This window comes from Pseudoduganella dura, assembly GCF_009727155.1.
Classification (GTDB): domain Bacteria; phylum Pseudomonadota; class Gammaproteobacteria; order Burkholderiales; family Burkholderiaceae_D; genus Rugamonas; species Rugamonas dura.
Window position 1 is genome coordinate 1,232,620 of the sequence record NZ_WNWM01000002.1, and the last position, 25,202, is coordinate 1,257,821.

Genomic DNA, 25,202 nt, shown 5'->3' on the forward strand with positions numbered 1-25,202 from the left:
CATTCACTTATCCTTTGTCAGGATCACGATGACATTCACCGTTCTGCTCAACCTCACTGCCGCCCTGCTCCTGCTCGGGTTCCTGTACAGCCAGCAACGCCGCCACGCGACCTTCACGGTCCGCGTGTTTTCGGCGCTCGGCCTGGGCGTGCTGTTCGGCGCTGCCCTCCAGGCGCTGTACGGCGCCGACAGTGCCGTGATCAAGACCACCGGCGAATACCTGGACATCGTCGGCGCCGGCTATGTGAAACTGCTGCAGATGATCGTGATGCCGCTGATCATGGTGTCCATCGTGGGCGCGATCCTGAAACTGCGCAACGCCACGTCGCTGGGCAAGATCAGCGTGCTGACGATCGGCACGCTGATGGCGACGACGGTCGTGGCGGCGGCGATCGGCATCCTGATGGCCAAGCTGTTCGGGCTGACGGCGGCGGGCCTGACATCGAGCGCGGCCGAGGTGGCGCGCGGCGCCTACCTGGAAGGCAGGCTGGCCGACGCGCAGGCGATCTCGCTGCCGAACATGATCCTGTCGTTCATCCCCGCCAACCCGTTCCTGGACATGACGGGCGGGCGCAAGACATCGACGATCGCCGTCGTCGTCTTCGCCGTGTTCGTGGGCATCGCGGCGATCGGCATTGCCGACAAGAAGCCGGAACTGTTCGTGTCGTTCGATCACGCGGTGAAGGTGGCGCATGCGATCGTGATGCGCATCGTCACGCTGGTGCTGCGGCTCACGCCCTACGGCGTGTTCGCGCTGATGGCGCAGGTGGTGGCCACGTCGAGCTATGCGGACATCGCGCACCTGATCGGCTTCGTCGCCGCCTCCTACTGCGCGCTGGCGCTGATGTTCTGCGTGCACCTGGCCATCGTGGCGGGCACCGGCCTGAATCCGCTGCGCTTCGCGAAAAAGATCCTGCCGGTGCTCACCTTCGCATTCACGTCCCGCAGCAGCGCCGGCGCGATCCCGATGAATGTGCAGACGCAGGTGCAGCGGCTCGGCACACCCGAGGGCATCGCCAATTTCTCCGCCTCGTTCGGCGCCACGATCGGCCAGAACGGCTGCGCCGGCATCTACCCGGCGATGCTGGCCGTGATGATCGCCCCCACCGTGGGCATCGATCCGTTCACCGTCGCGTTCCTGCTGCCGCTGCTGGCCGTGATCACGATCGGTTCGGTGGGCGTGGCCGGCGTGGGCGGCGGCGCCACCTTCGCCGCGCTGATCGTGCTGTCGTCGATGAATTTGCCGGTGGCGCTGGCCGGCCTGCTCATTTCCATCGAGCCGCTGATCGACATGGGCCGCACGGCGCTGAACGTTTCGGGCGCGATCACGGCCGGCACGCTGACCTCGCGCGTGATGGGCGAGACCGACGTGGCGGTATTCGACAGCGATAATGATACCGACGTCGACGCCGATATCGAACCGGCCGCCACCCCCGTCTGAGGGCACGGCCCGCGCGCGCACTTCGGTTGCGCCACCGTTTTGCAGTTTCGTCTAGTATTCGCAAACCGAATCACCAGGACGGACGGCGATGGAACAAAAGTGGCCTCAACAGATCTGGATCGTGCGGCACGGGCAAAGTGCCGGCAACGTCGCGCGCGACGCAGCGGAAGCCGCGTCGCAGTTTCTGATCGACATCGCGGATCGCGACATGGACGTGCCGCTGTCCGCGCTGGGCGAGCAGCAGGCCGCCGCGCTGGCCGGGTGGTTTGCCGCCATGCCGCCGGAAGAACGGCCCAACGTGGTGCTGTTTTCGCCTTATGTGCGGGCCCGCGAGACGGCGATGACCATCGTCAACAGCCTGCCGCGTGACGAACTGCTGACGGTCGCCACCGACGAGCGGCTGCGCGAAAAGGAATTCGGCATCATCGACCGGCTGACGCCGCTGGGCATCGCCGACAAGTTTCCCGAACTGCACGAGCAGCGCCGGCACGTGGGCAAGTTTTATTTCCGCCCGCCGGGCGGCGAAAGCTGGTGCGACGTGATCCTGCGCCTGCGCAACATGCTCGAAACGATCACCCGCGAATACCGCGGCGAACGGGTGCTGGTCGTGGGGCACCAGGTCATCGTCAACTGCTTCCGCTACCTGCTGGAACGGATGGACGAGGAGGCGATCCTGGCGATCGACCGCGCCGCCGATGTGCCGAACTGCAGCGTGACTTCCTACCGTTTCAAACCCGATGCCGGCAAGCGCGGCAAGCTCGTGCTCGAGCTGGAAAACTTCGTTGCTCCGCTGACTTCGACCGGCACGCCGGTGACGAAAAGCAAGGACCAGCCCGCCGCACCCAAGGCTTGACGCCAAGGCTCACAACAGGAACATCGATGACAACCGAGATCACCGCCGCCACGTTACGAGAATGGGCGCTGCCCGAACCCTCGTTCGACGACGACAAGGAAGGCCGCGGCCACGTGCTGATCGTGGGCGGCTCGCGTGAAATGCCGGGCGCCGTGATGCTGGCGGCCACCGCCGCGCTGCGTGCCGGTGCCGGCAAACTGACGATGGCCACGGCGGCCTCGGTGGCACCGCTGGTCGCCGCGGCGATTCCCGAGGCGCGTGTGATCGGCCTGGCTGAAACGAACGGCGGCGGTTTCACCGTGGAGGCGGCACGCCGGCTCGGCGAGCTCTTCGGAAAGCCCGGCAAGCCCAGCGCCGTGCTCGTGGGTCCCGGCATGCAGGACGATGCGGCCACGGCGGAACTGGTGCATGCGCTGCTGCCGCGCCTGGCGGGCGCGCGGGTGATCCTGGATGCCGCCGCGATGGGCGCGGTGCGCGCGCAAGGCGAGCCGCACCTGCTGGAAGAGCCGAAGGACATGGAGCATTTCCGCTTCAAGGAAGCGGTACTGATCACGCCGCACGCGGGCGAGCTGGCGCACCTGACGCGGCGCGACAAGCAACAGATCTGCGATGCGCCGCTCGATGCGGCGCAGGAAGCCGCCCGGCGCTGGAACGCGATCGTGGCACTGAAAGGCGCCACCACCGTGATCGCCACGCCGGACGGCCAGCAGTGGCAGCACCAGGGCGGCAATGTCGGCCTGGCGATTTCCGGCTCGGGCGATACGCTGGCAGGCATCATCGCCGGCCTCGCGGCGCGCGGCGCCACGCTGGAACAGGCTGCCGCCTGGGGGATCGCGCTGCATGCGTCCGCCGGCGAACAGCTGTCGATCCGGTATGGCGTGCTGGGTTACCTGGCACGGGAAATTTCGGCTGAAATACCGGCCCTGTTGAGAACGCTGGCCCCAGCCTGAGGGGACAGCGGCAAGTACCGGGACCTTGAAAAACCGCCGCGAGCGGTGCCGGACCTGGTCGAGAAGCGGCGCCGTACCCTGGTACGGCACGCCTCGGAGACCGGTGGCTGGCGCCGCGCAGGAGGGTTTCGAGGTTCCAATAATCAGGCATGTCTTGAACCGGCAACCATCCTGGCGGTCTAACGATACCTAGTGGTTTCGCCAATCTACCCACTTTTTAAGGAGTCGAAATGATGAAACTGAGCAAACCGTCCGCCCTGATCCTGGCCGCAGTGCTGGGTACCGCCGTACTGACCGGCTGCAAGAACCGCGATGCGGACACGCCGCCGGCAGACACCACGGCACCGGCCGTAACGCCGGACACGAGCACGACCCCGGCCGCACCGGCTACCCCGCCGGCCAGCGGCTCCAGCGACGCGGGTGCAACCGGCGGCGCAACGGGCGGCATGAACAGCGGCACCACCACCACCCCACCGGCCGACGGCAGCACCGCCACGTCGCCGACCGATGGCACGACGACCACCCCGCCGATCGAAGGCGCCAAAACGCCTGCAACCGACGCAGCCGGTACCACGCCGGCCCGCTGATCGGGGCCCGGCAATGAAAAAGCCGGCATCTCTTCGGAGATGCCGGCTTTTTTTACGTTCACCCCGGAATGCCCCACGCGTGGGGCATCGCCGTCAGAACTGGTAGTTGTAGGCCACGCCCAGCAGATTCATGTGCGTCTGCCAGGAGCCGCGCGTGGTTTCCCCATTGCCCGTGCAGGTCAGCAGGCCCGGACGGCAATCGTTCTTGTAGCTGCTGCTGGCTTCCTTGAAATCCAGGTACGTGTACGCCACGTCGATCGACGACTTCGGCGACAGTTTCCAGTTCGCACCGAACGACAGCTGGTTGCGGTCGGAATCGGGCAACGCGGCGTGGCGCAGCGCGTCGCTGCGCACCGGTGCCTCGTCGTGCGCGATACCGGCGCGCAGCATCACGCGCTCGTTCAGCTTGTAGTTCGCGCCCAGCGCCACGCGCACCGTGTTCTTCCACTGCTGGCGGATCACCAGGTCGCCATTGTCGGTATCGAGGAACTGGATGTTGATGTTCTGCATGCGCGAATTGCGCGTCCAGGTCACATCGAACATGCCGGCCCACTGCGCATCGAACTCGTGATAGCCGTTGATCGACAGCGTTTCCGGGGTGCGCAGTTTCACGAGCGCGGCGGAATCCTCGTGGTGCGAAGCGGCTTCGATGACACCGTTCACGACGCGGTCGGTGGTGACGGTGGAGAAGTCCCAGTCCGCGCCGCCGCCCAGATTGTGGTCGATGTGCGAGCGGTAGGCCACGCCCAGGCGCGTGCCCGGTGCCGGCGAATACAGGTAGCCCACGTTGAAGCCGTAACCCCAGTCCTTGCCCTCGACTTCGGCGCGGCCATCGCTGATGGAGCGCAGCGCCGCCGGATTGCCGCCCAGCGCGACGATCTGGCGGATCAGGGCGGCGCCGGTGCCGGCAGCCTGCGAAGCGGCTACCGAACCGGGCACATCCACGTTCTGGCCCAGGCTGGCCTTCATGAATTCGGCGGTCACGCCGAAGCCGAACGAGTGGCGCTCGTTCAGCTTGAACGACACCGACGGGTTCAGCGCGATGGCGGTCAGCTTCATGTCGGTCAGCGCGTAGCGGCCGGCCCAATCCCAGTCATACGACAGGTTGGCGCCGTACGGCACGAACGAGCCGAAGCCCGCCGTCCACTGGTCATTGATCTTGTGGCTGTAGTACAGCGAGGGAGCGGCGACCGCTTTCGGCGCGTACTCGTCCTGCAGCTTCTGGCCGCCGGTGGTGGTGCCGGTGAAGCGGGTCGAGCCGCTGTCCGAGTAGGTGGAATGCGGCACGAGTGCCGTCAAGCCGGTCATGAGCTGGCGGCCTTCCAGGCGCGACAGGCCGGCCGGGTTGGCAAAGATGGTGGAAGCGTCAGCCGCCTCGGCACCGTTGGCCTCGGCCGTGCCTTGCGACGATACGCTCTGCGAGCCGAAACGGTAGCCGGATGCGCCGGCAGTCGCGGACACGGTCGCCATCGCGGCCGTGATGATCAGGGTCAGGTATTTTTTGTTCAAGGTAGTCTCGCTGTCTATTCTTGCCATTCGAATAATTGCTCCCCTCTAACTTCCGGAGTTGCGGGGCCGAGAATACTACACTAAAGAAAATTTTGATACGAGCGTTCGTTTTCCGCACTGCAACATGTATCAAATCAGTTTTCGTAACAAATTGGTTGATGAAACCGCTAGACAATGCACCCTTTTTGGTTTTGATTTTTCCGCCCAAAACAGCACTTATAGCTGAGCTGGTTGCAACACCCCGCGGGGACTGGCACCGAATTTGTACAACACAGTTGCTTCAAACCGGGGTCAGACCCCGGTTTGAAGCAACATTTCCAAGAATCGGGGTCAGACCCCGGTTCTTGGAAATGTCGCCGGAATGAAAAAAGGGGCCGCTTGTGGCGGCCCCAATGGAGAAAGCGTTGGCGATCAGGCGGCTTCGGCCATCGGTGGCGGCGGCTTGTTGCCGCGGCCGGTGACCTTGTGCACGCCCTTCATGACCAGGCGGTAGATCAGCCGCACGAAGGTCAGCGCCAGGATGGCTTCGATGAATGTCAGCACGCCGGCGGTGAACACGTTCCAGCGCCGGGCACGGCGGCCGAACTTGGCGGCCATGCGGTCGCGGGTGATCTCGATGCTGTCGTAGAACGTGGGCACCATCAGCAGCGTCAGCACGGTGGAGGTGATCGTGCCGCCGATGATCGATACCGCCAGCGGACGGTAGAACTCGCCGCCCTCGCCGTGGCCGATCGCCACCGGCAGCATGCCGGCGATCAGCGCGAACGTCGTCATCAGGATCGGGCGCAGGCGCATGCGGCCGGCATACATCAGCGCATCCTCGCGGCCGTAGCCCTCCTCTTCGCGCTTGCGGGCCGCGTCCAGCAGCAGGATCGCATTCTTCGCCACCAGGCCCATCAGCATGATCACGCCGATCAGGCTCATCAGGTTGATCGTTCCCTTCGTCAGCAGCAGCGCGACCACCACGCCGATCAGCGACAGCGGCAGCGACAGCATCACCGCCAGCGGCGCCGTGAACGAACCGAACTGCATCACCAGGATCAGGTACATCAGGCCGATGCCCGATACCAGCGCGATGCCCATCTCGCTGAACACTTCCTGCATGTCCTTGCCCGAGCCGGCCACGGCCAGGCCATACCCAGGCGGGAAGTCCATGTTCTTCGCCAGCGCCATCGCGTCGGCCGTCACTTCGCCCGGCGAACGGCCCTGCACGTTGGCCGACACGGAAATCACGCGCTTGCCATCCTTGTGGGTGATCTTGGCGGGGCCCTTGCCCATCGTGATCGTGGCGATCTGGTCCAGCGGCACCATCTGGCTGGTGCCGGCCACGGCGATCGGCAGGCGCTCGATGTTCTCGGCGCGCATGCGGTCTTCGGGCGCCAGGCGCACCGCCACGTCGCGCGTCTCGCCGGTCGGATCGACCCAGTCGCCCACTTCGATACCGGCAAAAGCCACCCGCAGGGCGGAAGCGGCATCGCCCGCGCCGATGCCCATCGAGTTCGCCAGGCCGCGGTTCAGTTCGATCTGCAGCTCATCCTTCGGATCCTGTTCCGACAGGCTGACGTCCACCGCGCCCGGCACCTTGCGCAATTCCGCCATGAAGCGGCTGGTGATTTCCATCAGCTTGCGCGAATCCTCGCCCATGAACTCGATCTGCACCGGCTTGCCGGAATTGTTCGACAGGTCGTCCAGCACCATGTACTCGGCACCGACGAGCTGGGCCAGCTTGCCGCGCAGTTCACTCGCCACCTCGCCGGCGGAACGGTCGCGTTCGTTTTTCTTGCCGATGTCCACGTAGATGCGCCCGCCCGTCAGGTTCACGTAGCTGCTGGTATTCTTCGTTTCCTTGATCGCATGGGCCATCTCGGCCGCCTTGACCATCTTGATGCGGGAATACTCCAGGCTGCTCGACGATGGCGTGCGTACTTCGATCATGATCGTGCCGAAGTCGGAAGACGGCACGAAGCTGGTACCGCCGAATTTCGCCTGCAGGCCGATGGCGGCCACCAGGCTGGCAACGGCGATCACGGCCATCCAGCGGCGGTGATGCAGCGCCCAGGCGATCACGTTGCCGTAGCGGTCGGCCTGGTGGTCGAACCACGTGTTGAAGCGCTGCAGCAGCTTCTCGAAGCCCTTGCGTGGCATGTCGTGATGACCCGGCGGGTCGCCCCAGTAGGCCGACAGCATCGGATCGAGCGTGAACGAGATGAACAGCGAGACGGCGACGGAAGCGGTCACGGTCAGCGCGAACGGGCGGAACCACTCGCCGGTGATACCTGGCATGAACGCGACCGGAATGAACACGGCCATGATCGAGAACGTGGTGGCCGCGACGGCCATGCCGATCTCGTTGGTGCCGTTGATGGCCGCCGTGCGGCGGTCCGCACCCATCTGCATGTGGCGCACGATGTTTTCGCGCACCACGATCGCATCGTCGATCAGCACGCCGATCGCCAGCGACAGGCCGAGCAGCGTCATGAAGTTCAGCGTGAAGCCGCACAGCCACACGCCGATGAAGGCGGCGATCACCGAAGTGGGCAGCGACAGCGCCGTGATCAGCGTGGAACGCCACGAGTTCAGGAATGCGTAGACCACGAAGATCGTCAGGCCGGCGCCCAGCACCAGGGCCTCGATCACATTGTTCAGGCTGCTTTGGGCCTCCTCGCCGCCGTCATTGGTGATTTCCAGCGTGGTGCCCGATGGCAAGGTCTTTTCGATTTCCTTGACCATCTCGTGCACCGCCTTCGACACCGCGACGGTGGACGCGTCGCGCGAGCGGATGATCGAGATGCCCACGTTCGGCTGGTTCGAGCGCATCGACACGCTGTTGATCTCGGCAAAACCATCCGCGATCGTCGCGACCTGGCCCAGGCGCACGATCTCTTCGCCGCTGCGCTTGACGACGACCTGCTGGAAGTCTTCCGGACGCTCGATGCGGCCCACCAGGCGGATGCTCTTTTCGTCGAGCGAGCCGCGCAGCTTGCCGACCGGGGCGTTGGTATTCTGCATGCGCAGCGCATTGGTCACGTCGCTGACCGAGACGTTGTATTCGCGCAGTTTCTCGGCCTGCAGGAGCACCGACAGTTCGCGCCGCAGGGCGCCGTCGACATTGACGTTGGCAACGCCGTCGACGCCGCGCAGCCGGTCGGCCAGCACGTCCTCGGCCAGGCGCGAGATTTCCGCATGGCCCTGCGTTTTCGACGACAGCGAGAGCTGCATGATCGGCTGCGCGGAAACGTCGACGCGCTGCAGGATCGGCTCGCGCATCTCGACCGGCAGCTTGTAGCGCACGGCCGCGATGGCATTGCGGATATCGTCGGACGCTTCGATCAGGTTGCGCGTGAACGTGAACTTCATGCGGATCTGCGCCTGCCCTTCCGACGCGGTGCCCACCGTCTCGGTCACGCCGGTGATGCTCTGCAGCGATTTTTCCAGGCGGTTGACGATCTCGCGCTCCACCGTTTCCGGCGAGGCGCCGGGATACGGGATGGCCACGATGATCATCGGCACTTCCACGTCCGGGTTCTGGTTGACGCGCAGCTTCTTCAGGGCCATCAGGCCCAGCGCCATCATCGCGATGATCAGCACGATCGTCGCGACGGGCCGCTTGATACTGAAATTGGACAGGAACATGGTCAGTTTCCTTTGGCCGCCGCCGACTTGTCGCCGGCCGACGCCAGGTTCTTCGGCGTTACCAGCTGGACCGGCTGGCCGTCATGCACCGTGGAGCCGGGCGCGCGCAGCACCAGGTCGCCCGACGCGAGTCCGCTCTTCACCTGCCAGTGCCCGGTGCGTTCATCGCGCGCGCCGACCACCACGTTTACCTTCGACAGCTTGTTGTCGCGCACGCGCCAGGCGTAGCTCGTATCGCCGGCCTGGATCATTGCCGTTTCAGGCAGCATCAGCGCATCGCTGGTCTCGGTTTCGACACGGCCCTCGGCGTACAGGCCGGCCACGCGCGGCTGGATGCTGTCGGTGAACTCGACCAGCACCTCGACCTGCCGCGTGACAGCGTTTGCGGCAGGGTCGACGCGCTTGACCTTGCCCTGGAAATTCTGGCCGGGATAGCCGTTGACACGGAACAGCACGGGCTGGCCCACCTTGACCACGCCGATCTTGTCGGCCGAGACCAGGCCTTCGAAGCGCATGCTGTGCGGGTCGATCACCTTGATCAGTTCCTTGCCGATCTGGGCGGTGTCGCCGTTCGAGACCTTGCGCTCGCTGACGATGCCGTCGAACGGCGCGCGCACCAGCGTGCGGTCCAGCTGCTGGCGGGCGCCCACGGCGCGCGCCCTGGCGGCGGCCAGCTCGCTTTGCGCCGTGTTCAGGCGCACCTCGGCATCTTCCAGCGCCTGCATCGATGTCATGCCCGATGCGCGCAGTGTCTTGTTCCGTTCGAGCATGCGCTGGGCCTGGTCCACCACCTGCTTCGCATTGCGTACCGACTCCTCGGAAGAACCCAGGCTGTCGCGGATCGACGTGTCGTCGAGGCGCACCAGCAGGTCGCCCTTTTTCACCGGCTCGCCGTTTTCCTTCAGCACCTGCAGCACGATGGCCGATACCTCGGCGCGCAGGTCGGCGCGGCGTTCCGGCTGGACCGAGCCGGTGATCACGGGGCCGGAAGCCAGCGCATCGCTGTGGACCGTCAGCACATCTTCAGGTGCGATCAGGAGTTTGACTGCCTTCTTATCGTCACCCTTGGCGGCCCCCTCGGCCGCTCCGGGTGGTTTTCCGCAGGCGACGAGGCTCGTGGCGACGGCGAGAGCGATCAGGGTATTTCGCAACATGAAGAATCTCCGAGAGTTTTGGACTGCTGAGCTTGTTGAAGTACCGCTTGTTACGTTCGTTATATTTTTTGTACTACCGGGAGCGCCGAGTATGTCCAGTGCGATACAAGGTGTCAATTCGGCCGGGGCCAGACTGCGGGAAAATGTGGCTGGACTGCTGAAATACGCGGACAGGCTGCAAGGGTGCTGGCCGCTGAGCTGGCCAATGAGCTGGCCGCTGAGTTGGCCGCTGAGTTGGCCGCTGAGTTGGCCGATGACTGATGAATGAGCTGACAGGTGCGCCGGGCGGGCAGCCGACGGCGCACTCGGGGGGACCTCCGTCGTTGTCCACCCCGCTATACGGCGACGGCGTCAGCCCCTGCCGAACACGGCATGCACAAGGTGCCCGAGCGCGATGCCCGTCGCCAGGCCGCCGCAGATTTCGACCACGGTGTGGCCCATCCGTTCCCGCAGCCATTTATGGCCCGGCTTGCCTTCGGCAAGGCGGTTGATCGCCGCCGCCTGGCGGCCCACGTGCTGGCGCAGGCTGTTCGCGTCGATGATCACGATGAAGCACAGCGTGACCGCCGCGCCGAACGCCGGATGGCCGATGCCTTCGCGCAGCGCGATCAGGGTAGCCATGCTGGACACCACGGCGCTGTGATTGCTGGGAAAGCCGCCATTGCCCACCAGGTTGAATGCCCATTTGCGGGCACGAATACTGTTGATCAGGAATTTGATGGGGCCAACGGTGATCCAGGTGAGCAGCGGCGTGACGAGATAGGCGATATCCATGGGTTACTTTCGAGTTCCTTTTTGGCAATTCTTCATTATCGCAGAAGCCGGCTCCCCTCCGGAAGCAGACACAGTAAAATCGCCGGGGCTTTACATATAACTAATAAAACATTTCAATGAAGGATGGGGCATGAAGCATTTCAGGTTTTCAATCATCGTAACCGTCGTCCTGATGGTATTGGCCTGCTGGTGGGGGTACACCCAGCGCGGCATGGCCGGGCTGTTCTCGGCGCTGTGGATCACGGCCGTGCTGGGCGTGATGGAAGTATCGCTGTCGTTCGATAACGCGGTGGTCAACGCCTCCGTGCTGAAGGACTGGAACGCGTTCTGGCAAAAGCTGTTCCTGACGGTCGGCATCCTGGTGGCCGTGTTCGGCATGCGGCTGATCTTCCCGCTGGCGATCGTGGCGGTGGCAACCGGGCTGGACCTGTTCCAGGTCTGGACGATGGCCACCACCCGGCCCAACGAGTACTCGCGCCACCTGATGGACGTGCATGCCGAAGTGGCTGCGTTCGGCGGCGCCTTCCTGCTGCTGGTCTTCCTCAACTTCCTGTTCGATGACGAAAAGGAAGTGCACTGGCTGGGCTGGATCGAGCGGGCGGCCAACCGGATCGGCACCGGCAGCCTGTCGGTGCTACTCACGCTGATAGGCGTGCTCATCTGCACGGAACTGGTGTCCGAAGCGCACCGCTACGCCGTGCTGTACGCGGGCATCGTGGGTATCGCGATCTATCTCGCCGTCGGCTGGCTGTCCGGCCTGCTTGAAGAAAAGGAGCACGATGCAGACGGCAATGGCGGCGAACTCGGCAAGGCGGTGCAGCGCGGCAGCATCGGCGGCTTCCTGTACCTGGAAGTGCTGGATGCATCGTTCAGCTTCGACGGCGTGATCGGCGCGTTCGCGATCACCAGCGACGTGGTCATCATCATGCTGGGGCTGGCGATCGGCGCCATGTACGTGCGTTCGCTGACCGTCTACCTGGTGCACAAGGGCACGCTGGATGAATTCATCTACCTGGAACACGGCGCCCACTACGCGATCGGCATCCTGGCGGTGATCATGCTGGCCAGCGTGAAGTACCACGTGCCGGAGTGGTTTACCGGGCTGTCCGGGGTGGCGTTCATCGTCGTGTCGCTGTACTCGTCGGTGAAGTATCGCAAACGGATGGTGAACGAGTTGCGCATGCAGTAAGATCGCAGCAATTCAACTCTGACCAGCCGCCATGATCCAACGCACCCGACGCTCACCCCTCCTGATCCTCATCGGCATTCTTGTCGTGGCCGCCCTGCTGTTCTGGGCCTGGGCCATGGCCTCGCTCAACTTCTCGTATTCGGAAGGCGAGCGTAACGGCTTTTTGCAGAAATTCTCGAAAGTGGGCTGGTTCTGCAAGACGTGGGAAGGCGAAATGCTGCTGACCTCGATGCCGGGCGCGATCCCGGAGAAATTCCTGTTCAGCGTGCGGGACGACGCGGTGGCCGCCCAGCTATCCGCCGCGATGGGCAAGCGCGTGACGCTGACCTATGCCCAGCACAAGGGCGTGCCGACCAATTGCTTCGGCGAAACGGAATATTACATCGAGAAGGTTCTGGTGCAGTAACCGGCAAACGTTACCGAAGACCCGATCCTGATCCGCCGCGGCGGAGCAGGATCGGGTTTTTTTACGCTTGCAGCTTGCGCTGCACCACGGCCAGCGTGCGCTGGGCGGCTTCGTAGCGGGCGGTTTCCTGTTCCAGCAGCGACTGCTTGGCGGCCGCCAGCGCGGCGGTGGTGTCGGCGGCCTTGCGCTGCATGTCGGCGTGGGCCCGGGCCGCATCGAGCAGCGACTTCTGGTGCGCCGCTTTCTCCTGCGCGGCGGCGGCGGCGGCCGATTCCAGCATTTCGCGTTCGCGCAGCATTGCCGCGGCGGCCAGTTCGGCGTCCGCACGTTCGCGCGCGGTCGTGGCGATCGTGATTTCGCAGGCCATCCGTCCCTCGATCGCACGCGCGGTTTCTTCTTCCGCTGCAGCGGCGGCATGCTGTTGCGCGGTGTGCTCTTCCAGCTGGACCAGCGCGGCCTGTTCGCGTGCGACGAAAGCCCGCTCGGCATCGATCTGCGCCTGCAACGCGGCGGCTTTGGCCTGCTCGGTACGGGTCCGTTCGCGGTGCACCTCGGCCAGTTCGGCGCCGAGGCGGGCCTGCGCGGCGGCGGCCTGGGCGGCCTCCTTTTTCTGTTGCGCTTCCATTTCGCACTGTGCGGCCATCAGCGCCAGCGCGGCGGCTTCTTCGCGCACGGCGTCGGCGCGGCGGATATCGGCGGCGGCACTGCAGGCAAAGGCTTCGGCCTGCTCGCGCTCGGCGGCGGCACGGGCTTCGGCGGCCGCGGCGGCACGCTCTTCTTCGGCCAGGCGAGCCTTCAGCGCGGCGATCGCGTCCTGCTCGGCGGCGGCGCGGGCGTGTTCCGCTTCCAGCAGGCGCGCCGCATCGTCGGCTTTCTGGCGCGCCAGTTGGTTGGCGGCATCCAGCGCCGCGGCATGCTCGGCCAGCGTGGCCACTTCGGCGCCTTCGGCATCGTTGGTTGCCCGTGCCAGCGCCGCGGCGGCACGCGACAGTTCGGCCCGCTCATCGGCCAGCCGGGCGGCACGCTGCTGCTCTTCAGCGTCGGCATGCGCGGCATCGGCGGCGGCCTGCTCGGCCTGCTGGCGCAACCTGGCCTGTTCGGTGGCATGGCGCTCGGCGTCGAGCTTGCCGCGCGCATCGTATTCGGCCTGCTGTTCGGCCTGTACACGGCCCATCGCAACGGCGTGCAGTTCGCGGTCGGCGGCAATGCGCGCTTCGGTGGCGGCAAGGATGCGCGAATCGGCGTCGCGCCGGGCCTGCGCGGCGGTGGCCGCCATGGCTTCGAGGCGTTCGCGGTGCTGGGCCGTGTCGCGCACTTCCTTCTCGGTCTGCAGGCGCAGGTGCAGCGACAGCGCGGCGCTGCGGTCCGATTCGGCCTTGGCCAGCGCGATCGCTTCGCGTTCCTGTTCCAGGTGCGCCAGCGCGCGCGCTTCCTCGGCCGCATGCACTTCGGCGGCGGCGCGGGCGAACGCCGATTCCAGCGCCACCTGGTCGGCCCGTTCGCGCTGGCGCGTGGCTTCCAGCGCCCCGGCTTCGGCTTCGACCAGTTGCTGCGAGGTCTGGCGCGCGGAAAACGCCTGGCGTTCGCGCTCGCGGGCCAGCGTGGCCATGCGTGCATCGGCGGTGGCGATGCCGATCACCTCTTCCTTCGCGGCCTGCACGGCGGCCACGCGCTCGGCGGCCTGCAGGCGGGCATGATTGGTCTGGATCTGCAGTTCGTCGGCGGCCCGGGACGCCTGCTCGGCCAGGTGCGCTTCCGCTTCCATCTGTTCGGCGGCACGGCGGCGGCTTTCTTCCTCGGCGCGGGCACGCACCTCGGCGGCCTGGCGGATCTGGTTATCGGCTTCCACGCGGGCGCGCAGCTCGGCGGTTTCCTGCTTGACGGCTTCCAGCTTGGCCACGCTGGCCTTGGCGGCGGCCCGCAGGCTTTCCAGGCGCTCGCGGTTGGCGGCGATCACATCCTCGGCGGCCTGGGCATTCTGCAGCGCGACGGCGGCCGCGGCGGAATCCATCGCGGCACGGTCCTCGGCCAGTTCGCGGGCGCGCGATTCGGCATGGGCGCGGCTCTCGGCGGCGCAGGCGGCCTTGGCCTCTGCTTCCACCCGCGCGATCGCCTGCTGGATGGCGCGCATTTCCGCTTCGGCACGGCCCGATTTCGGCTCGGACATCGCTTCTTCGTTGCCGGATTCGGCCAGATCTTCACCAAGATCGTGGTCCACCTCCTCGGCGGAGTAGGCGACGTGCAGGGTTGGGGCCAGTTGTGCGTGCATGACAGTCTCGCTCGAGGGTTTCAGGGTTTCCGAGCTGTATTATCCCGGCCGCCGGCATGCGGCCAGCGACCGAGCAAAGCGGGTTTTCCCCGCCAATTCGCTGCTTGGTACCCGGAAATACCTGACAAGGCCTGTTGCTTGTCGTGGCAGCAACGAGATCGTACACTGAGCCATTCCGGCTGGACGCCTTCGGCGCAGACCGGTCATTGAAAGGAAAGCATGGACAGCAAACCGGAACAGATACAGGGCGCATGTCACTGCGGGTCGGTGAGATTTCTTGTCCGGCTTGCCGACGGGCTCGACACCGCGCGGCGCTGCAACTGCTCCTATTGCAGCATGCGCGGGGCGATTGCCGTGTCGGCGGCGCTGCAGGACATCGAAATCACCGCGGGTGCGGAATGGCTGACGCTTTACCAGTTCAACACCATGCAGGCAAAGCACTATTTCTGCTCGAAGTGCGGCATCTATACGCATCACCAGCGCCGGTCCGATCCGGGTCAATATGGCATCAATGCGGCATGCCTGGAGGGGATCAGCCCGTTCGATTTCAGCGAGGTTCCGGTGAATGAGGGGCGGATCCATCCCAGGGACAACCCTGTGCGCAAAGGGTCCGGCATTGCCGGTTACCTGCGATATTTTCCCGGGATGGATAATGAAGCGGGGTCACCCGATTCAATGAAGGTCGATGCCCCCGGTCGACCGGAACGGGACGTTCAAACCTGAAGGCGGATCTGCTTACTTGTTGCGGTTGGCAATCTCGTTGCCGACATAGCCGCCGCCGATGATCCCCGCCAGGGTGGCCAATTTCTTGCCATCGCCGCCGCCGATCTGGTTGCCGAGCAGGCCGCCAACCACGGCGCCTGTGCCGATGGCCACATAGTTCGGCTTGCTTTCCTGGACAATGGGCGCGGGAGCGCGCGCCACTTGCTCATGCCGCGCCTCATGGCTGCGAACCGGCGCCTCGCGCACGGGCTTGCGGGGCGCTTCACGGTACACGATTTCACGCACAACCGCGCGTTCCGGCACGGCCTGCACAGCCGGGGCCGGGGCCGGCACGATGACCGGCTGCTGCAGCGCTTGTGGAGAAGGCTGTTGCGCGGCCAGCTGCGCAGGGATCGGTTGTTGCGCATCATAAGGATGACGACCACCGATAGTTTGCTGTGCAGACAGGCTCATTGGAACAGTGTTCGCAGCCGGTTCGGCTTTGGTGGATGGCAGTATGCCGGTCAGGGCCGCAATACCGGTTGCGCTCAAGGCGATTACCGATACGGCAGCGGCCGCGAACAGTGGGTGGATACGGCTTGCGATAGCGATTTTTTCCATGTTTTTCTCCCGTGGGTCATTGATCTGCCTGTGGAAGCAGATTAAGGGTTGAAGCGCGCATGGAATAGACCTTGAGCTGTATCACTCGTTACCACTTGTAAAGGCATGCTGAATATAAGCGCTGCCGCGGAGATGCGGAAGGCATGGCTGGGACCAGTGCAGAAAGCGTCGAGGTTTCGCCAGCACGAGGTCCGACCTGGCAGACCTGGCAGACCTGGCAGCACGCCGCCACGCAGGCGGATGAACGCAGACCTGTGCGGGCAGCTGGGGACAAGCCGGATGACCGAGAGCGGCTGGGCATGGGTACCAGTCCGGCGATTGGCGGCCAGCCGCGCAGCCCTGCCAGGCGCTCAGGTCACACGGGCCACAGCGGCGGCTCGTCCATCAGCGCCACCTGCTCGCGCAGCTCCAGGATGCGGTCCTGCCAGTAGCGTTGCGTGTTAAACCACGGGAACGCGGCGGGAAACGCCGGGTCGTCCCAGCGGCGCGCCAGCCAGGCCGCGTAATGCATCAGCCGAAGCGTGCGCAGCGCCTCCACCAGGTACAGCTGGCGCGGGTCGAAGTCGGCGAAATCCTCGTAGCCGGCCAGGATATCGGACAGCTGCCGCACCATCTCGTGCCGCTCGCCGGACAGCATCATCCACAGGTCCTGCACGGCCGGGCCCATGCGGGCATCGTCGAAGTCGACGAAATGCGGGCCGGTATCGGTCCACAGCACGTTGCCGCCATGGCAGTCGCCGTGCAGGCGCTGCAGTGCCACGTCGCCGGCGCGATCGTAGCAGCGCCGGATGCCGTCCAGCGCCTGGCCGGCGATGGTGCGGTAGGCATCCACCAGTTCCGGCGGCAGGAAATCGTTGGCCAGCAGGTAATCGCGCGATTCGGTGCCGAAGGTGTCGATGTCCAGCGCGGGCCGGTCGGCGAACGGGCGCGTGGCGCCGATCGCATGGATGCGGCCGATGAAGCGGCCCGTCCATTCGAGCACCGCCGGGTCGGAAAGCTCGGGCGCCCTGCCCCCGTGCCGCGCGAAGACGGCAAAGCGGAAGCCTTCGAACGCATGCAGCGTGCGGCCATCGACCGCCAGCGGCGGCACCACGGGAATCTCCGCCTCGTGCAGTTCGGCCGTGAAGGCATGTTCTTCGAGGATCGCGGCGTCGCTCCAGCGGCCGGGCCGGTAGAATTTGGCGACCAGCGGCTTGCCATCCTCGATGCCCACCTGGTAGACGCGGTTTTCGTAGCTGTTCAGCGCCAGCAGCCGGCCGTCGCCGTACAGGCCCACGCTGGCCAGCGCATCGAGCACGCAGTCGGGGCCCAGCGCCGAGAATGGATGAGAGGAGGAAGTCGTCATCTCGCCATTGTACGGCGGTGGGCGGCAACGCTGACGTATATACTGTCGGATTACTTCAGAAAGAACACCATGCAACTCGATCAGCCCCTGTCGGACAAAGATTTCGACGAACTTGACCAATTCCTGCTGGGCGAGCGCAGCCCGGAAGATTCGATGACGATGGACCACCTGCACGGTTACCTGACCGCCATCGCGATCGGGCCGGAAACCATCATGCCCGCCGAGTGGCTGCCGCGCGTGTGGGGCGAGGACGGCAAGCAGGCGCCGAAGTTCAAGAATGGCAAGGAAGAAGAACGCATCGTCAACCTGATCATGCGCTTCATGAACGAAGTGCTGGTCACGTTCGAGGTGGCACCGAAGGAATTCGAGCCGCTGTTCGTCGAACACGAGCACGAAGGACAGACGCTGATCGATGCCGAGGCCTGGTGCTGGGGCTTCTGGGAAGGCATGGAGCTGCGCGCCGGCTCGTGGGACGAGATCTGGGATTCGGAAATCGGTGCCCTGATGCGCCCGATCTACCTGCTCGGCGCCGACGAGATCGAGGAAGCGGAACTGCCGGAAGTGGAAGACCCGGTCAAGGCGCACAAGCTGGCGCTGGAGATCGAGGCGAACCTGCCGACCATCTACAAGTTCTGGGTCCCGCGCCGCAAGGCCGCCGTGAGCACCGTCAAGCGCGAAGAGCCGAAGGTGGGCCGCAACGACGAATGCCCTTGCGGCAGCGGCAAGAAATACAAGAAGTGCTGCGGCGCGGATACCGCCGAATAAGCGTGCCGTAGCCGGCACGCGGCCGCGTCAGGCGGCCCGCCGCCTGCGCCGGGCCGCCGCGCCGAGGAACACGCCGCCCGCTGCCAGCAGTGCCCATGCCGAGGGTTCCGGCACGGCCGGGGTCAGCGTCCAGTTCAGGGCCACATGCGGCCCCATGTCGCAGGTGCTGAACGGCTGGCACCATTGCGCCAGCGGTACCGGCGCCTGCTGGTCGAACAGGAAACCGGACGCCAGCGCGGTGCCGTTGGCAAAATTGTCGTAGGCCGCGATCGTGAACAGGTAGGTGCCGGGCGCCAGCCCATATAACTGCAGGCCGGAATCGAACACCGTCTGCCCCGGCGCGACGAACGGATTGTCGTCGACCTGCGCGAGCTGCGCTCCGTCGCGCCAGACGGCGACGATCGGATCGAAATTCTGTCCGTCGAGATAGGAGTCCGTCCACGCCACCAGGTCCGATGCCTGCCCGATCGTGAAGGTGTGATGTATGACGTCGTTGTGCCAGGCGAGCTGGCCGCTGTACGAATCGGCGTTCGCCGCCGCGGCGGCGCACAGGAGAATGCCTGCGCAGATGGTGCGCAGCGCTGGAATGCCTGCCGCCGGAAAGCGTGGCCTTGGCGTGTATGGGTTGGTCATGTGGGGCTCCTTGCAAGGAAAGACCGCGCCGGATGGCGCACTCGTCTCTCTTCGCAAGGCCCGTACCAGCGGCACGCCGGCACTGTGAAGCCGCCCGTGCAGGCGGCGGCGCGGCGGCAAACCACGTCGCGGCTGTAAAGATTCCGGACGCCCGGACATTACCGCCTGTTATCGGCAACGGGGCAACATGGCCTGCGCATCCGGATTGCGCAGTACAGCTTCCGAATTACAGTTTGCGGATCACAGCCCGTGAATCACGGCCTGTGAATCACGGCCTGCGCATCACAGCTTGATGAAATGCTCGCGATAGTACTTCAGCTCCTCGATCGATTCGAGGATGTCGGCCAGCGCCGTGTGCTTCTGCGCCTTCTTGAAGCCGGACACCACTTCCGGCTTCCAGCGGCGGCACAGTTCCTTCAGCGTCGACACGTCCACGTTCCGGTAATGGAACACCGCTTCGAGCTTCGGCATGTAGCGCACCATGAAGCGGCGGTCCTGGCCGATCGTGTTGCCGCACATCGGCGCCTTGCCGGCCGGCACCCATTGCTTCATGAACGCGATCAGCTCGGCCTCGGCCTGCTCTTCCGTGACGGTGGAGACCTTGACGCGGTCGATCAGGCCGGAGCGGCCGTGCGTGCCCTTGTTCCACGAATCCATCGCGTCCAGCGTGGCGTCGGACTGGTGGATCGCCAGCACCGGGCCTTCGGCCAGCACGTTCAGGTGCATGTCGGTGATGACGATCGCCACCTCGATGATGCGGTCGGTTTCCGGTTCCAGGCCCGTCATTTCCATGTCGACCCAGACCAGGTTCATCTCGTTGGGACGCTGCTGCTGCGGGGCCACCGCCGCGGTGACGGAAGTATCGTTCGCTTGTGACATAATTCTCTCTTGGCCAAACTAAACCGCCATTTTCTCACAGGCACAGAATGTATTCACACGCGTTTTCATTATTGTTTGTCGCATTTTTGGTGCTGACGCTGGCCGTGCGCTTCTGGCTGGCGTCGCGCCAGCTGCGGCACGTGCTGGCCAACCGCGGCGCCGTGCCCGCCGAATTCGCCGGCACCATTCCACTGGCGGCGCACCAGAAGGCGGCCGACTACACGATGGCCCGCACCCGGTACGGCATCGTGACGATGTTCGTCAATGCCGTTGTGCTGGTGGGCTTCACGTTGCTGGGCGGCCTGCAATGGCTGTCGGTACAGGTGTTCGGGCTGACCGGCGGCGGCATGACATACCAGATCGGCCTGCTGGCGGCGTTCGCCGCGATCTCGGGGCTGATCGACCTGCCGGTCGACTGGTATCGCCAGTTCCGGCTGGAACAGCGCTTCGGATTCAACAAGATGACGCCGGGCCTGTTCGTCGCCGACATGCTGAAGGGCCTGCTGCTGGCCGTGGTGCTCGGCCTGCCGCTGGCGTGGATCGTGCTGGCGCTGATGTCGGGCGCCGGCGACCTGTGGTGGCTGTACGCGTGGTTCGTGTGGAGCGGCTTCCAGCTGCTGATGATGGTGCTGTTTCCCACCGTGATCGCACCGCTGTTCAACAAGTTCACGCCACTGGCCGACGAAACGCTCAAATCGCGCATCGAGAACCTGATGAAGCGCGTGGGCTTTGCCTCCAAGGGCCTGTTCGTGATGGACGGCTCGAAGCGCAGCGCGCATGGCAACGCCTACTTTTCCGGCTTCGGCGCGGCCAAGCGCATCGTGTTCTTCGATACGTTGCTGGCCCGCCTGGCGCCGCAGGAAATCGAGGCCGTGCTGGCGCATGAACTGGGCCACTTCAAGCTGAAACACATCGTCAAGCGCATCGTGCTGATGTTCGGCTTGTCGCTGGCGTTCCTGGCGCTGCTGGGCTGGCTGAAGAACCAGGTATGGTTCTACACCGGCCTGGGCGTGTCGCCGCTGATCGCGCCCGGCCAGAGCAACGATGCGCTGGCGCTGATCCTGTTCATGCTGGCCCTGCCGGTGTTCACCTTCCTGCTTGCCCCGCTGGGCTCGCTCAGCTCGCGCAAGCACGAATTCGAAGCGGACGCATTTGCCGCGCAACACACCGACGCGCGCGACCTCGTCTCCGCACTGGTCAAGATGTATGAAGACAATGCGTCGACCCTGACGCCCGATCCGCTGCATTCGGCGTTCTATGACTCCCACCCACCGGCATCGATACGGATCCGGCACCTGAATCGGCACCTGAACATGGCACACGCATGATTACCACCGCGGACCAACTGCGCACGCTGCACTGCGCCCACGCCACCGAGCCCCTGGCACCGGCCGAAGCGGCACGCCTGCTGGCGCTGCTCGACGGCTGGGCGATCGAAGCGGGCCGGCTTGTACGGGCTTACTCATTCTCCGACTACTACCAGACGATGTCGTTCGTGAACGCCATCGCCTATATCGCCCATTGCGAGGATCATCATCCGGAGCTGATCGTCGGCTACAAGACCTGCGTGGTGCGCTTCGAAACGCATTCCGTCAAGGGACTGTCGCTGAACGACTTCATCTGCGCCGCCAAGGCCGACGCGCTGGTGCGGGTGGCGGGCCGTCCATGAAAAAGGAACAACGCACCGGCATCATCATCGCCGCGCACGGCCGCCACTACCTGGCCGAATCGGAAGGCAGGCGGCTGCAATGCGTCACGCGCGGCAAGAAGACCAACGTGGCGGTGGGCGACATCGTCGAGCTGACGCTCACGTCGCCCGACCAGGCCGTCATCGACAAGATCCAGGAACGCAAGACCCTGCTGTACCGCTCCGACCAGTACAAGTCGAAGCTGCTGGCGGCCAACGTCACGCAGCTGTTCATCGTGGTCGCCACCGAACCGGGCTACACCGACGACCTGGTGTCGCGCGCACTGGTCGCCTCCGAGGCGGCCGGCATCGCCGCGCGCCTGATCCTGAACAAGGTGGATGTCACGGAGAACCTCGCGCATACCCGCCGGCGGCTCGAGATGTATACCGCCATGGGCTACCCGGTGCATGAAGTGTCGGCGAAAGGCCGGCCGGAACAGACCGTCGACGAACTGGCGCCGCTGCTGGCGGACCAGTCGACGATCCTGATCGGCCAGTCCGGCATGGGCAAGTCGTCGCTGATCAACCTGCTGATACCGGATGCCGACATCGCCACGCGCGAAATCTCGGCGGCGCTCGATACCGGCAAGCACACGACGACCTTCACCCGCCTGTACCACCTCGACGCGCATGCGACGGTGATCGATTCGCCCGGCTTCCAGGAATTCGGCCTGTACCACCTGTCCGAAGGCATGCTGGAACGGGCGTTCCGCGACTTCCAGCCCTACCTGGGCGGCTGCAAGTACTACAACTGCCGGCACCTGCTGGAACCGCAGTGCGCCGTGCTGGACGCCGTGCGCACCGGCAAGATCGCCAGGATGCGGCATGAGCTGTACGGGCAACTGCTGCACGAGTCGGCGCAGACCCTCTACTGATCATGGACCTGTTCGCCAGCGACGACGCGATTGCGCAGTGGGAGCTGGCCCTGCCGGAGCTGGCCGGCGCGGCGCGGTTGCCGGTGCTGGCGGAACTGGCCTGGCACCTGCGCCAGCGCGACACCAGCCGCGCCATGGCGCTGGCGGACGAAGCGGAACTGCTGCTGCCGGAACTCGATGCGCAGGCCCGGGGCGCCATCGCCGCCCGGCTGCAGCTGCTGCGCGCCGAGGGGCGCTGGCTGACGGGCGAACTCGATCGGGCCCGGTCGATGGCCGAAGGCGCGCGCGATGCGTTCCGCGCCATCGGCGACATGGCCGGCTGCGCCGATGCGCACTGGCTGTGCGCCTGGATCGCGGTCGACCGGGGCGACCACGCCTGCCGCGACCGCGAGCTGGAATGCAGCGCCGCGGCGGCCCAGGATGCCGGCGATGCGGAACGCGCCGCGATCGCCGAGGCGGCCAGTGCTCGCTGGGCCGTGCTGCGCGACCCGGAGACGGCACGCGCCCGCTGGGGTGCGCACTTCGATCCGGCCCTTCCGCGCCCGCCCGCGCTGGACTGCTGGATCAACGACTTTCTCGGCATGGCCGCCAGCCAGGCCAGCGATTTCGGCGGCGCCGTGCGCCACTACCTGCGCACCTGGGAAGCGGCGCTGGAAACCGGCCAGTTGCGCACCGCGATCATCGCCGCCACCAATATCGGTGAAAAATTCTCGCACCTGAACGACCATCACGCGGCGCTCGAATGGATGCAGCGCGCGCTCGATACCGCGCGGCCGAAGCAATGGCCGCGCAGCACGGCGGCGGCGCTGATGCACACCGGCGACACACTGAGGCGCCTGGGCCGGCTCGATGCCGCCGGCGAACTGCTGCGCGAAGCGCTGGACCTGCTGCGGCCCTATGCGAACAGCCGCCTGTACGCGATCGCGCTGCAGTACACGGGCGACCTGTGCCTGGCGCGCCACGATTACGCCGGCGCGCTCGATGCGTTCGGCCAGCTGTCGCTGCGGGCCGATGCATTGGACCAGGCCGATTTCCGCATGGTGGCGCGGCGCGGCGCCGCCCATGCGCTGTGCTTCCTGGACCGGCCCGGCGAGGCGCTGGTGCTGGCACAGGAAGCGGTCGGCCTGGCAGGCGGGCATCACAACGTCTACAACCAGGTGGCCGGCCTGCGCGTGCTGGCGCTGATCCACGGCCGGCACGCCCTGCCCGGCCCGGCCGGCATGGCGGAAGCCAGCCCCGCGCTGCATTACATCCGCCAGGCGCTGCGGGTGGCGGCCACCATCCAGGGCTACATCGTGCCCGGCGACCTGTACGACGCGCTCGGCGAAGAATATGCGCGTGCAGGCGACTATTGCGAGGCCTACATGGCGGCGCGTGCCGCCAGCGCCGCGCGCGTGAAAACGCACAGCCAGGAAGCGACGCACCGCGCGATGGCGATGCAGGTGCAGCGGCAGACCGAAAAGGAACGCGCCGAGGAACGCCACCATCGCGCGCTGGCGATGTCCGAAGCGGGCCGCGCCGAACTTCAGCAGCAGACCAGCGCCATCCTGCAGCGGTTGTCCGCGATCGGGCAGGAAATCACGATGTATCTCGATGCCAAGGGCATCTACGAGGTGCTGGACCGCCACGTGCATGCCCTGCTGCCGGCCTACGCCTTCGCCATCATGCTGCGCGCGCCGGGCGGTGCGGCGCTGGAGATGGCGTTCGGCACCGAAGCGGGCGCGCCCCTGGCACCGTTCACGATCGCGCCGGGCGACGCCACCGCATGGAGCCCGTGCTGCGTGGACGAACGGCGCGAGATCGTGGTGGACGACCTGGCGCGGCATGCGCCCGCCATCGATGGCTGCAGGCACTGCGCCAGCGCGCTGTTCGTGCCCCTGCTGCTGGGCGAGCGCGTGCTGGGCGCCATGAGCGTGCAGGCGCGCCAGCGTGCCGCCTATGGCGAACGCGAGCGGCTGATCTTCCGCACGCTGTGCGCCTATGGCGCGATCGCGCTCGACAACGCGCAGGCCTACCGCCAGCTGCAGGAAGCCCAGTCGCAGCTGGTGGCACAGGAAAAACTGGCGGCGCTGGGCGCGCTGATGGCCGGCGTCGCCCACGAGTTGAACACGCCGATCGGCAACAGCCTGCTGATCGCCAGCACGCTGGAACAGAAGACACTCGAGCTCGACCGCGCGCTGAACGGGCCAGGCCTGCGCCGTTCCGAACTGGCCGCCTATATCGCCGACGCGCACCGGGCGGCCGAGCTGGTGATGCGCGGGCTGCACAGCGCCGCCGACCTGGTGGCCAGCTTCAAGCAGGTGGCGGTGGACCGCACCACCGAACAGCGCCGCCGCTTCCAGCTGCACCAGGTGACGCACGAGATCGTGGCAACGATGATGAACCGTATCCGCGCCTCGAACCACCGGATCGGCTGCGACGTGCCGGAAGGGATCGAGCTGGACAGCTATCCCGGCCCGTTCGGCCAGGTGATCACGAACCTCATCAACAACGCGCTGCTGCACGCGTTCGAAGGGCGCGGCGGCGGCACCATGCAGCTGACGGCCGTGGCGGGACCGGACGGCAAGGTGACCGTGGTGTTCGCCGACGACGGTGCCGGCATCCCCCGGGAGCACCTGTCGCGCATTTTCGACCCTTTCTTCACTACCAAGCTTGGCCGCGGCGGCAGCGGCCTCGGCCTGTCGATCAGCTACAACATCGTGACCGGCCTGCTGGGCGGCCGGATCAGCGTGGCCAGCAACGGTGCCGGCACGACATTCACGCTGGAGCTGCCGCTGGTCGCTCCGGCCCACGACCCGGAGCGGCGGGTCTACTAGACGTTCGCAAAACCCCTTATAATGAACTTGCTAAGCTGGCTACCCGGGGCGAAGCTTTGGCGGTTTGACACGTTCGAGATGTTTCGACGCGTATTTCGGTGCGCGGCCCGATCC

At 65.7% G+C, this 25,202-nt stretch carries 21 protein-coding genes; 12 read left to right on the forward strand and 9 right to left on the reverse strand.

The window, feature by feature from the left end:
- Window positions 1–28 precede the first annotated feature (28 nt).
- From GJV26_RS05620 to GJV26_RS05635, 4 genes are all read left to right on the forward strand, one after another.
- Entirely contained in the window at window positions 29–1,441 is a 1,413-nt protein-coding gene (locus tag GJV26_RS05620) for an L-cystine transporter (protein ID WP_155707966.1), read from the forward strand.
- Between the two features lie 88 nt (window positions 1,442–1,529).
- Entirely contained in the window at window positions 1,530–2,294 is a 765-nt protein-coding gene (locus tag GJV26_RS05625) for a histidine phosphatase family protein (RefSeq protein ID WP_155707967.1), read from the forward strand.
- Between the two features lie 26 nt (window positions 2,295–2,320).
- A complete protein-coding gene (locus tag GJV26_RS05630) occupies window positions 2,321–3,244 on the forward strand; it encodes an NAD(P)H-hydrate dehydratase (protein ID WP_155707968.1) in 924 nt (307 codons plus the stop codon).
- A 230-nt stretch (window positions 3,245–3,474) separates the two neighbouring features.
- Window positions 3,475–3,831 (forward strand): hypothetical protein, encoded by a 357-nt coding sequence (locus GJV26_RS05635; protein ID WP_155707969.1) that lies wholly within the window; start codon window positions 3,475–3,477, stop codon window positions 3,829–3,831.
- Window positions 3,832–3,924: 93 nt separating this feature from the next.
- Here the strand turns inward: GJV26_RS05635 and GJV26_RS05640 are convergent, their stop codons facing one another.
- The 4 genes from GJV26_RS05640 to GJV26_RS05655 all read right to left on the reverse strand — a co-directional run bounded on the left by GJV26_RS05640 (window position 3,925) and on the right by GJV26_RS05655 (window position 10,901).
- Window positions 3,925–5,340: an OmpP1/FadL family transporter gene (locus GJV26_RS05640; RefSeq protein ID WP_155707970.1), complete on the reverse strand. Its 1,416-nt coding sequence runs from the start codon at window positions 5,338–5,340 to the stop codon at window positions 3,925–3,927.
- A 411-nt stretch (window positions 5,341–5,751) separates the two neighbouring features.
- Entirely contained in the window at window positions 5,752–8,973 is a 3,222-nt protein-coding gene (locus tag GJV26_RS05645) for an efflux RND transporter permease subunit (protein WP_155707971.1), read from the reverse strand.
- A gap of 2 nt (window positions 8,974–8,975) precedes the next feature.
- Window positions 8,976–10,127 carry an efflux RND transporter periplasmic adaptor subunit gene (locus GJV26_RS05650; protein ID WP_155707972.1) on the reverse strand — a complete coding sequence of 384 codons (1,152 nt, stop codon included), beginning with the start codon at window positions 10,125–10,127 and terminating at the stop codon, window positions 8,976–8,978.
- Between the two features lie 351 nt (window positions 10,128–10,478).
- Window positions 10,479–10,901 carry a divergent PAP2 family protein gene (locus GJV26_RS05655; protein WP_155707973.1) on the reverse strand — a complete coding sequence of 141 codons (423 nt, stop codon included), beginning with the start codon at window positions 10,899–10,901 and terminating at the stop codon, window positions 10,479–10,481.
- Window positions 10,902–11,031: 130 nt separating this feature from the next.
- On the opposite strand from GJV26_RS05655, the gene GJV26_RS05660 reads away from it, so the two are divergent.
- Both GJV26_RS05660 and GJV26_RS05665 read left to right on the forward strand, forming a co-directional pair.
- Window positions 11,032–12,090 carry a DUF475 domain-containing protein gene (locus GJV26_RS05660; protein ID WP_155707974.1) on the forward strand — a complete coding sequence of 353 codons (1,059 nt, stop codon included), beginning with the start codon at window positions 11,032–11,034 and terminating at the stop codon, window positions 12,088–12,090.
- 31 nt (window positions 12,091–12,121) lie between these two features.
- Window positions 12,122–12,496, forward strand: a complete 375-nt coding sequence (locus GJV26_RS05665) for a DUF8785 domain-containing protein (RefSeq protein WP_155707975.1) — start codon at window positions 12,122–12,124, stop codon at window positions 12,494–12,496.
- 61 nt (window positions 12,497–12,557) lie between these two features.
- Here GJV26_RS05665 and GJV26_RS05670 read toward each other — a convergent pair whose 3' ends face one another.
- Window positions 12,558–14,765: a coiled-coil domain-containing protein gene (locus GJV26_RS05670; protein WP_155707976.1), complete on the reverse strand. Its 2,208-nt coding sequence runs from the start codon at window positions 14,763–14,765 to the stop codon at window positions 12,558–12,560.
- A 219-nt stretch (window positions 14,766–14,984) separates the two neighbouring features.
- On the opposite strand from GJV26_RS05670, the gene GJV26_RS05675 reads away from it, so the two are divergent.
- Entirely contained in the window at window positions 14,985–15,488 is a 504-nt protein-coding gene (locus GJV26_RS05675; RefSeq protein ID WP_155707977.1) for a GFA family protein, read from the forward strand.
- A gap of 12 nt (window positions 15,489–15,500) precedes the next feature.
- Here GJV26_RS05675 and GJV26_RS30535 read toward each other — a convergent pair whose 3' ends face one another.
- Complete coding sequence (locus tag GJV26_RS30535; protein ID WP_155707978.1) at window positions 15,501–16,088, reverse strand: glycine zipper 2TM domain-containing protein; 588 nt, start codon at window positions 16,086–16,088, stop codon at window positions 15,501–15,503.
- A gap of 355 nt (window positions 16,089–16,443) precedes the next feature.
- Complete coding sequence (locus tag GJV26_RS05685; protein ID WP_155707979.1) at window positions 16,444–17,433, reverse strand: serine/threonine protein kinase; 990 nt, start codon at window positions 17,431–17,433, stop codon at window positions 16,444–16,446.
- A 69-nt stretch (window positions 17,434–17,502) separates the two neighbouring features.
- Here GJV26_RS05685 and GJV26_RS05690 point away from each other — a divergent pair, with 69 nt between their 5' ends.
- Entirely contained in the window at window positions 17,503–18,198 is a 696-nt protein-coding gene (locus tag GJV26_RS05690) for a UPF0149 family protein (RefSeq protein WP_155707980.1), read from the forward strand.
- Window positions 18,199–18,225: 27 nt separating this feature from the next.
- On the opposite strand, the gene GJV26_RS29880 is transcribed toward GJV26_RS05690, so the two are convergent.
- On the reverse strand, window positions 18,226–18,831 hold the full coding sequence (locus GJV26_RS29880) for a DVUA0089 family protein (protein ID WP_189441757.1): 606 nt from the start codon (window positions 18,829–18,831) through the stop codon (window positions 18,226–18,228).
- Between the two features lie 282 nt (window positions 18,832–19,113).
- Entirely contained in the window at window positions 19,114–19,710 is a 597-nt protein-coding gene (gene orn, locus GJV26_RS05700) for an oligoribonuclease (protein WP_173346157.1), read from the reverse strand.
- Window positions 19,711–19,757: 47 nt separating this feature from the next.
- Between orn and GJV26_RS05705 the strand changes: the two genes are divergently transcribed.
- From GJV26_RS05705 to GJV26_RS05720, 4 genes are read left to right on the forward strand one after another with little or no spacing between them, the layout of a single operon-like run.
- Window positions 19,758–21,038 (forward strand): M48 family metallopeptidase, encoded by a 1,281-nt coding sequence (locus tag GJV26_RS05705; protein WP_155707981.1) that lies wholly within the window; start codon window positions 19,758–19,760, stop codon window positions 21,036–21,038.
- Entirely contained in the window at window positions 21,035–21,379 is a 345-nt protein-coding gene (locus tag GJV26_RS05710) for a 4a-hydroxytetrahydrobiopterin dehydratase (RefSeq protein ID WP_155707982.1), read from the forward strand. Before GJV26_RS05705 ends, GJV26_RS05710 begins: the two co-directional genes overlap by 4 nt.
- Window positions 21,376–22,272, forward strand: coding sequence for a ribosome small subunit-dependent GTPase A (gene rsgA / locus GJV26_RS05715; protein ID WP_155707983.1), 897 nt, complete (start codon window positions 21,376–21,378; stop codon window positions 22,270–22,272). The genes GJV26_RS05710 and rsgA overlap by 4 nt, the downstream gene beginning before the upstream one ends.
- Window positions 22,273–22,274: 2 nt before the next feature.
- Window positions 22,275–25,088 (forward strand): ATP-binding protein, encoded by a 2,814-nt coding sequence (locus GJV26_RS05720; protein WP_155707984.1) that lies wholly within the window; start codon window positions 22,275–22,277, stop codon window positions 25,086–25,088.
- Window positions 25,089–25,202 lie beyond the last annotated feature (114 nt).

Excerpts from the sequence above, each read along its gene's own strand:
- GJV26_RS05620 (WP_155707966.1), top strand. The coding sequence starts at position 29 with ATGACATTCACCGTTCTGCTCAACCTCACTGCCGCCCTGCTCCTGCTC.
- GJV26_RS05625 (WP_155707967.1), top strand. The coding sequence starts at position 1,530 with ATGGAACAAAAGTGGCCTCAACAGATCTGGATCGTGCGGCACGGGCAA.
- GJV26_RS05630 (WP_155707968.1), top strand. The coding sequence starts at position 2,321 with ATGACAACCGAGATCACCGCCGCCACGTTACGAGAATGGGCGCTGCCC.
- GJV26_RS05635 (WP_155707969.1), top strand. The coding sequence starts at position 3,475 with ATGATGAAACTGAGCAAACCGTCCGCCCTGATCCTGGCCGCAGTGCTG.
- GJV26_RS05645 (WP_155707971.1), bottom strand. The coding sequence starts at position 8,973 with ATGTTCCTGTCCAATTTCAGTATCAAGCGGCCCGTCGCGACGATCGTG.
- GJV26_RS05650 (WP_155707972.1), bottom strand. The coding sequence starts at position 10,127 with ATGTTGCGAAATACCCTGATCGCTCTCGCCGTCGCCACGAGCCTCGTC.
- GJV26_RS05655 (WP_155707973.1), bottom strand. The coding sequence starts at position 10,901 with ATGGATATCGCCTATCTCGTCACGCCGCTGCTCACCTGGATCACCGTT.
- GJV26_RS05660 (WP_155707974.1), top strand. The coding sequence starts at position 11,032 with ATGAAGCATTTCAGGTTTTCAATCATCGTAACCGTCGTCCTGATGGTA.
- GJV26_RS05665 (WP_155707975.1), top strand. The coding sequence starts at position 12,122 with ATGATCCAACGCACCCGACGCTCACCCCTCCTGATCCTCATCGGCATT.
- GJV26_RS05670 (WP_155707976.1), bottom strand. The coding sequence starts at position 14,765 with ATGCACGCACAACTGGCCCCAACCCTGCACGTCGCCTACTCCGCCGAG.
- GJV26_RS05675 (WP_155707977.1), top strand. The coding sequence starts at position 14,985 with ATGGACAGCAAACCGGAACAGATACAGGGCGCATGTCACTGCGGGTCG.
- GJV26_RS30535 (WP_155707978.1), bottom strand. The coding sequence starts at position 16,088 with ATGGAAAAAATCGCTATCGCAAGCCGTATCCACCCACTGTTCGCGGCC.
- GJV26_RS05685 (WP_155707979.1), bottom strand. The coding sequence starts at position 17,433 with ATGACGACTTCCTCCTCTCATCCATTCTCGGCGCTGGGCCCCGACTGC.
- GJV26_RS05690 (WP_155707980.1), top strand. The coding sequence starts at position 17,503 with ATGCAACTCGATCAGCCCCTGTCGGACAAAGATTTCGACGAACTTGAC.
- GJV26_RS29880 (WP_189441757.1), bottom strand. The coding sequence starts at position 18,831 with ATGACCAACCCATACACGCCAAGGCCACGCTTTCCGGCGGCAGGCATT.
- orn (WP_173346157.1), bottom strand. The coding sequence starts at position 19,710 with ATGTCACAAGCGAACGATACTTCCGTCACCGCGGCGGTGGCCCCGCAG.
- GJV26_RS05705 (WP_155707981.1), top strand. The coding sequence starts at position 19,758 with ATGTATTCACACGCGTTTTCATTATTGTTTGTCGCATTTTTGGTGCTG.
- GJV26_RS05710 (WP_155707982.1), top strand. The coding sequence starts at position 21,035 with ATGATTACCACCGCGGACCAACTGCGCACGCTGCACTGCGCCCACGCC.
- rsgA (WP_155707983.1), top strand. The coding sequence starts at position 21,376 with ATGAAAAAGGAACAACGCACCGGCATCATCATCGCCGCGCACGGCCGC.
- GJV26_RS05720 (WP_155707984.1), top strand. The coding sequence starts at position 22,275 with ATGGACCTGTTCGCCAGCGACGACGCGATTGCGCAGTGGGAGCTGGCC.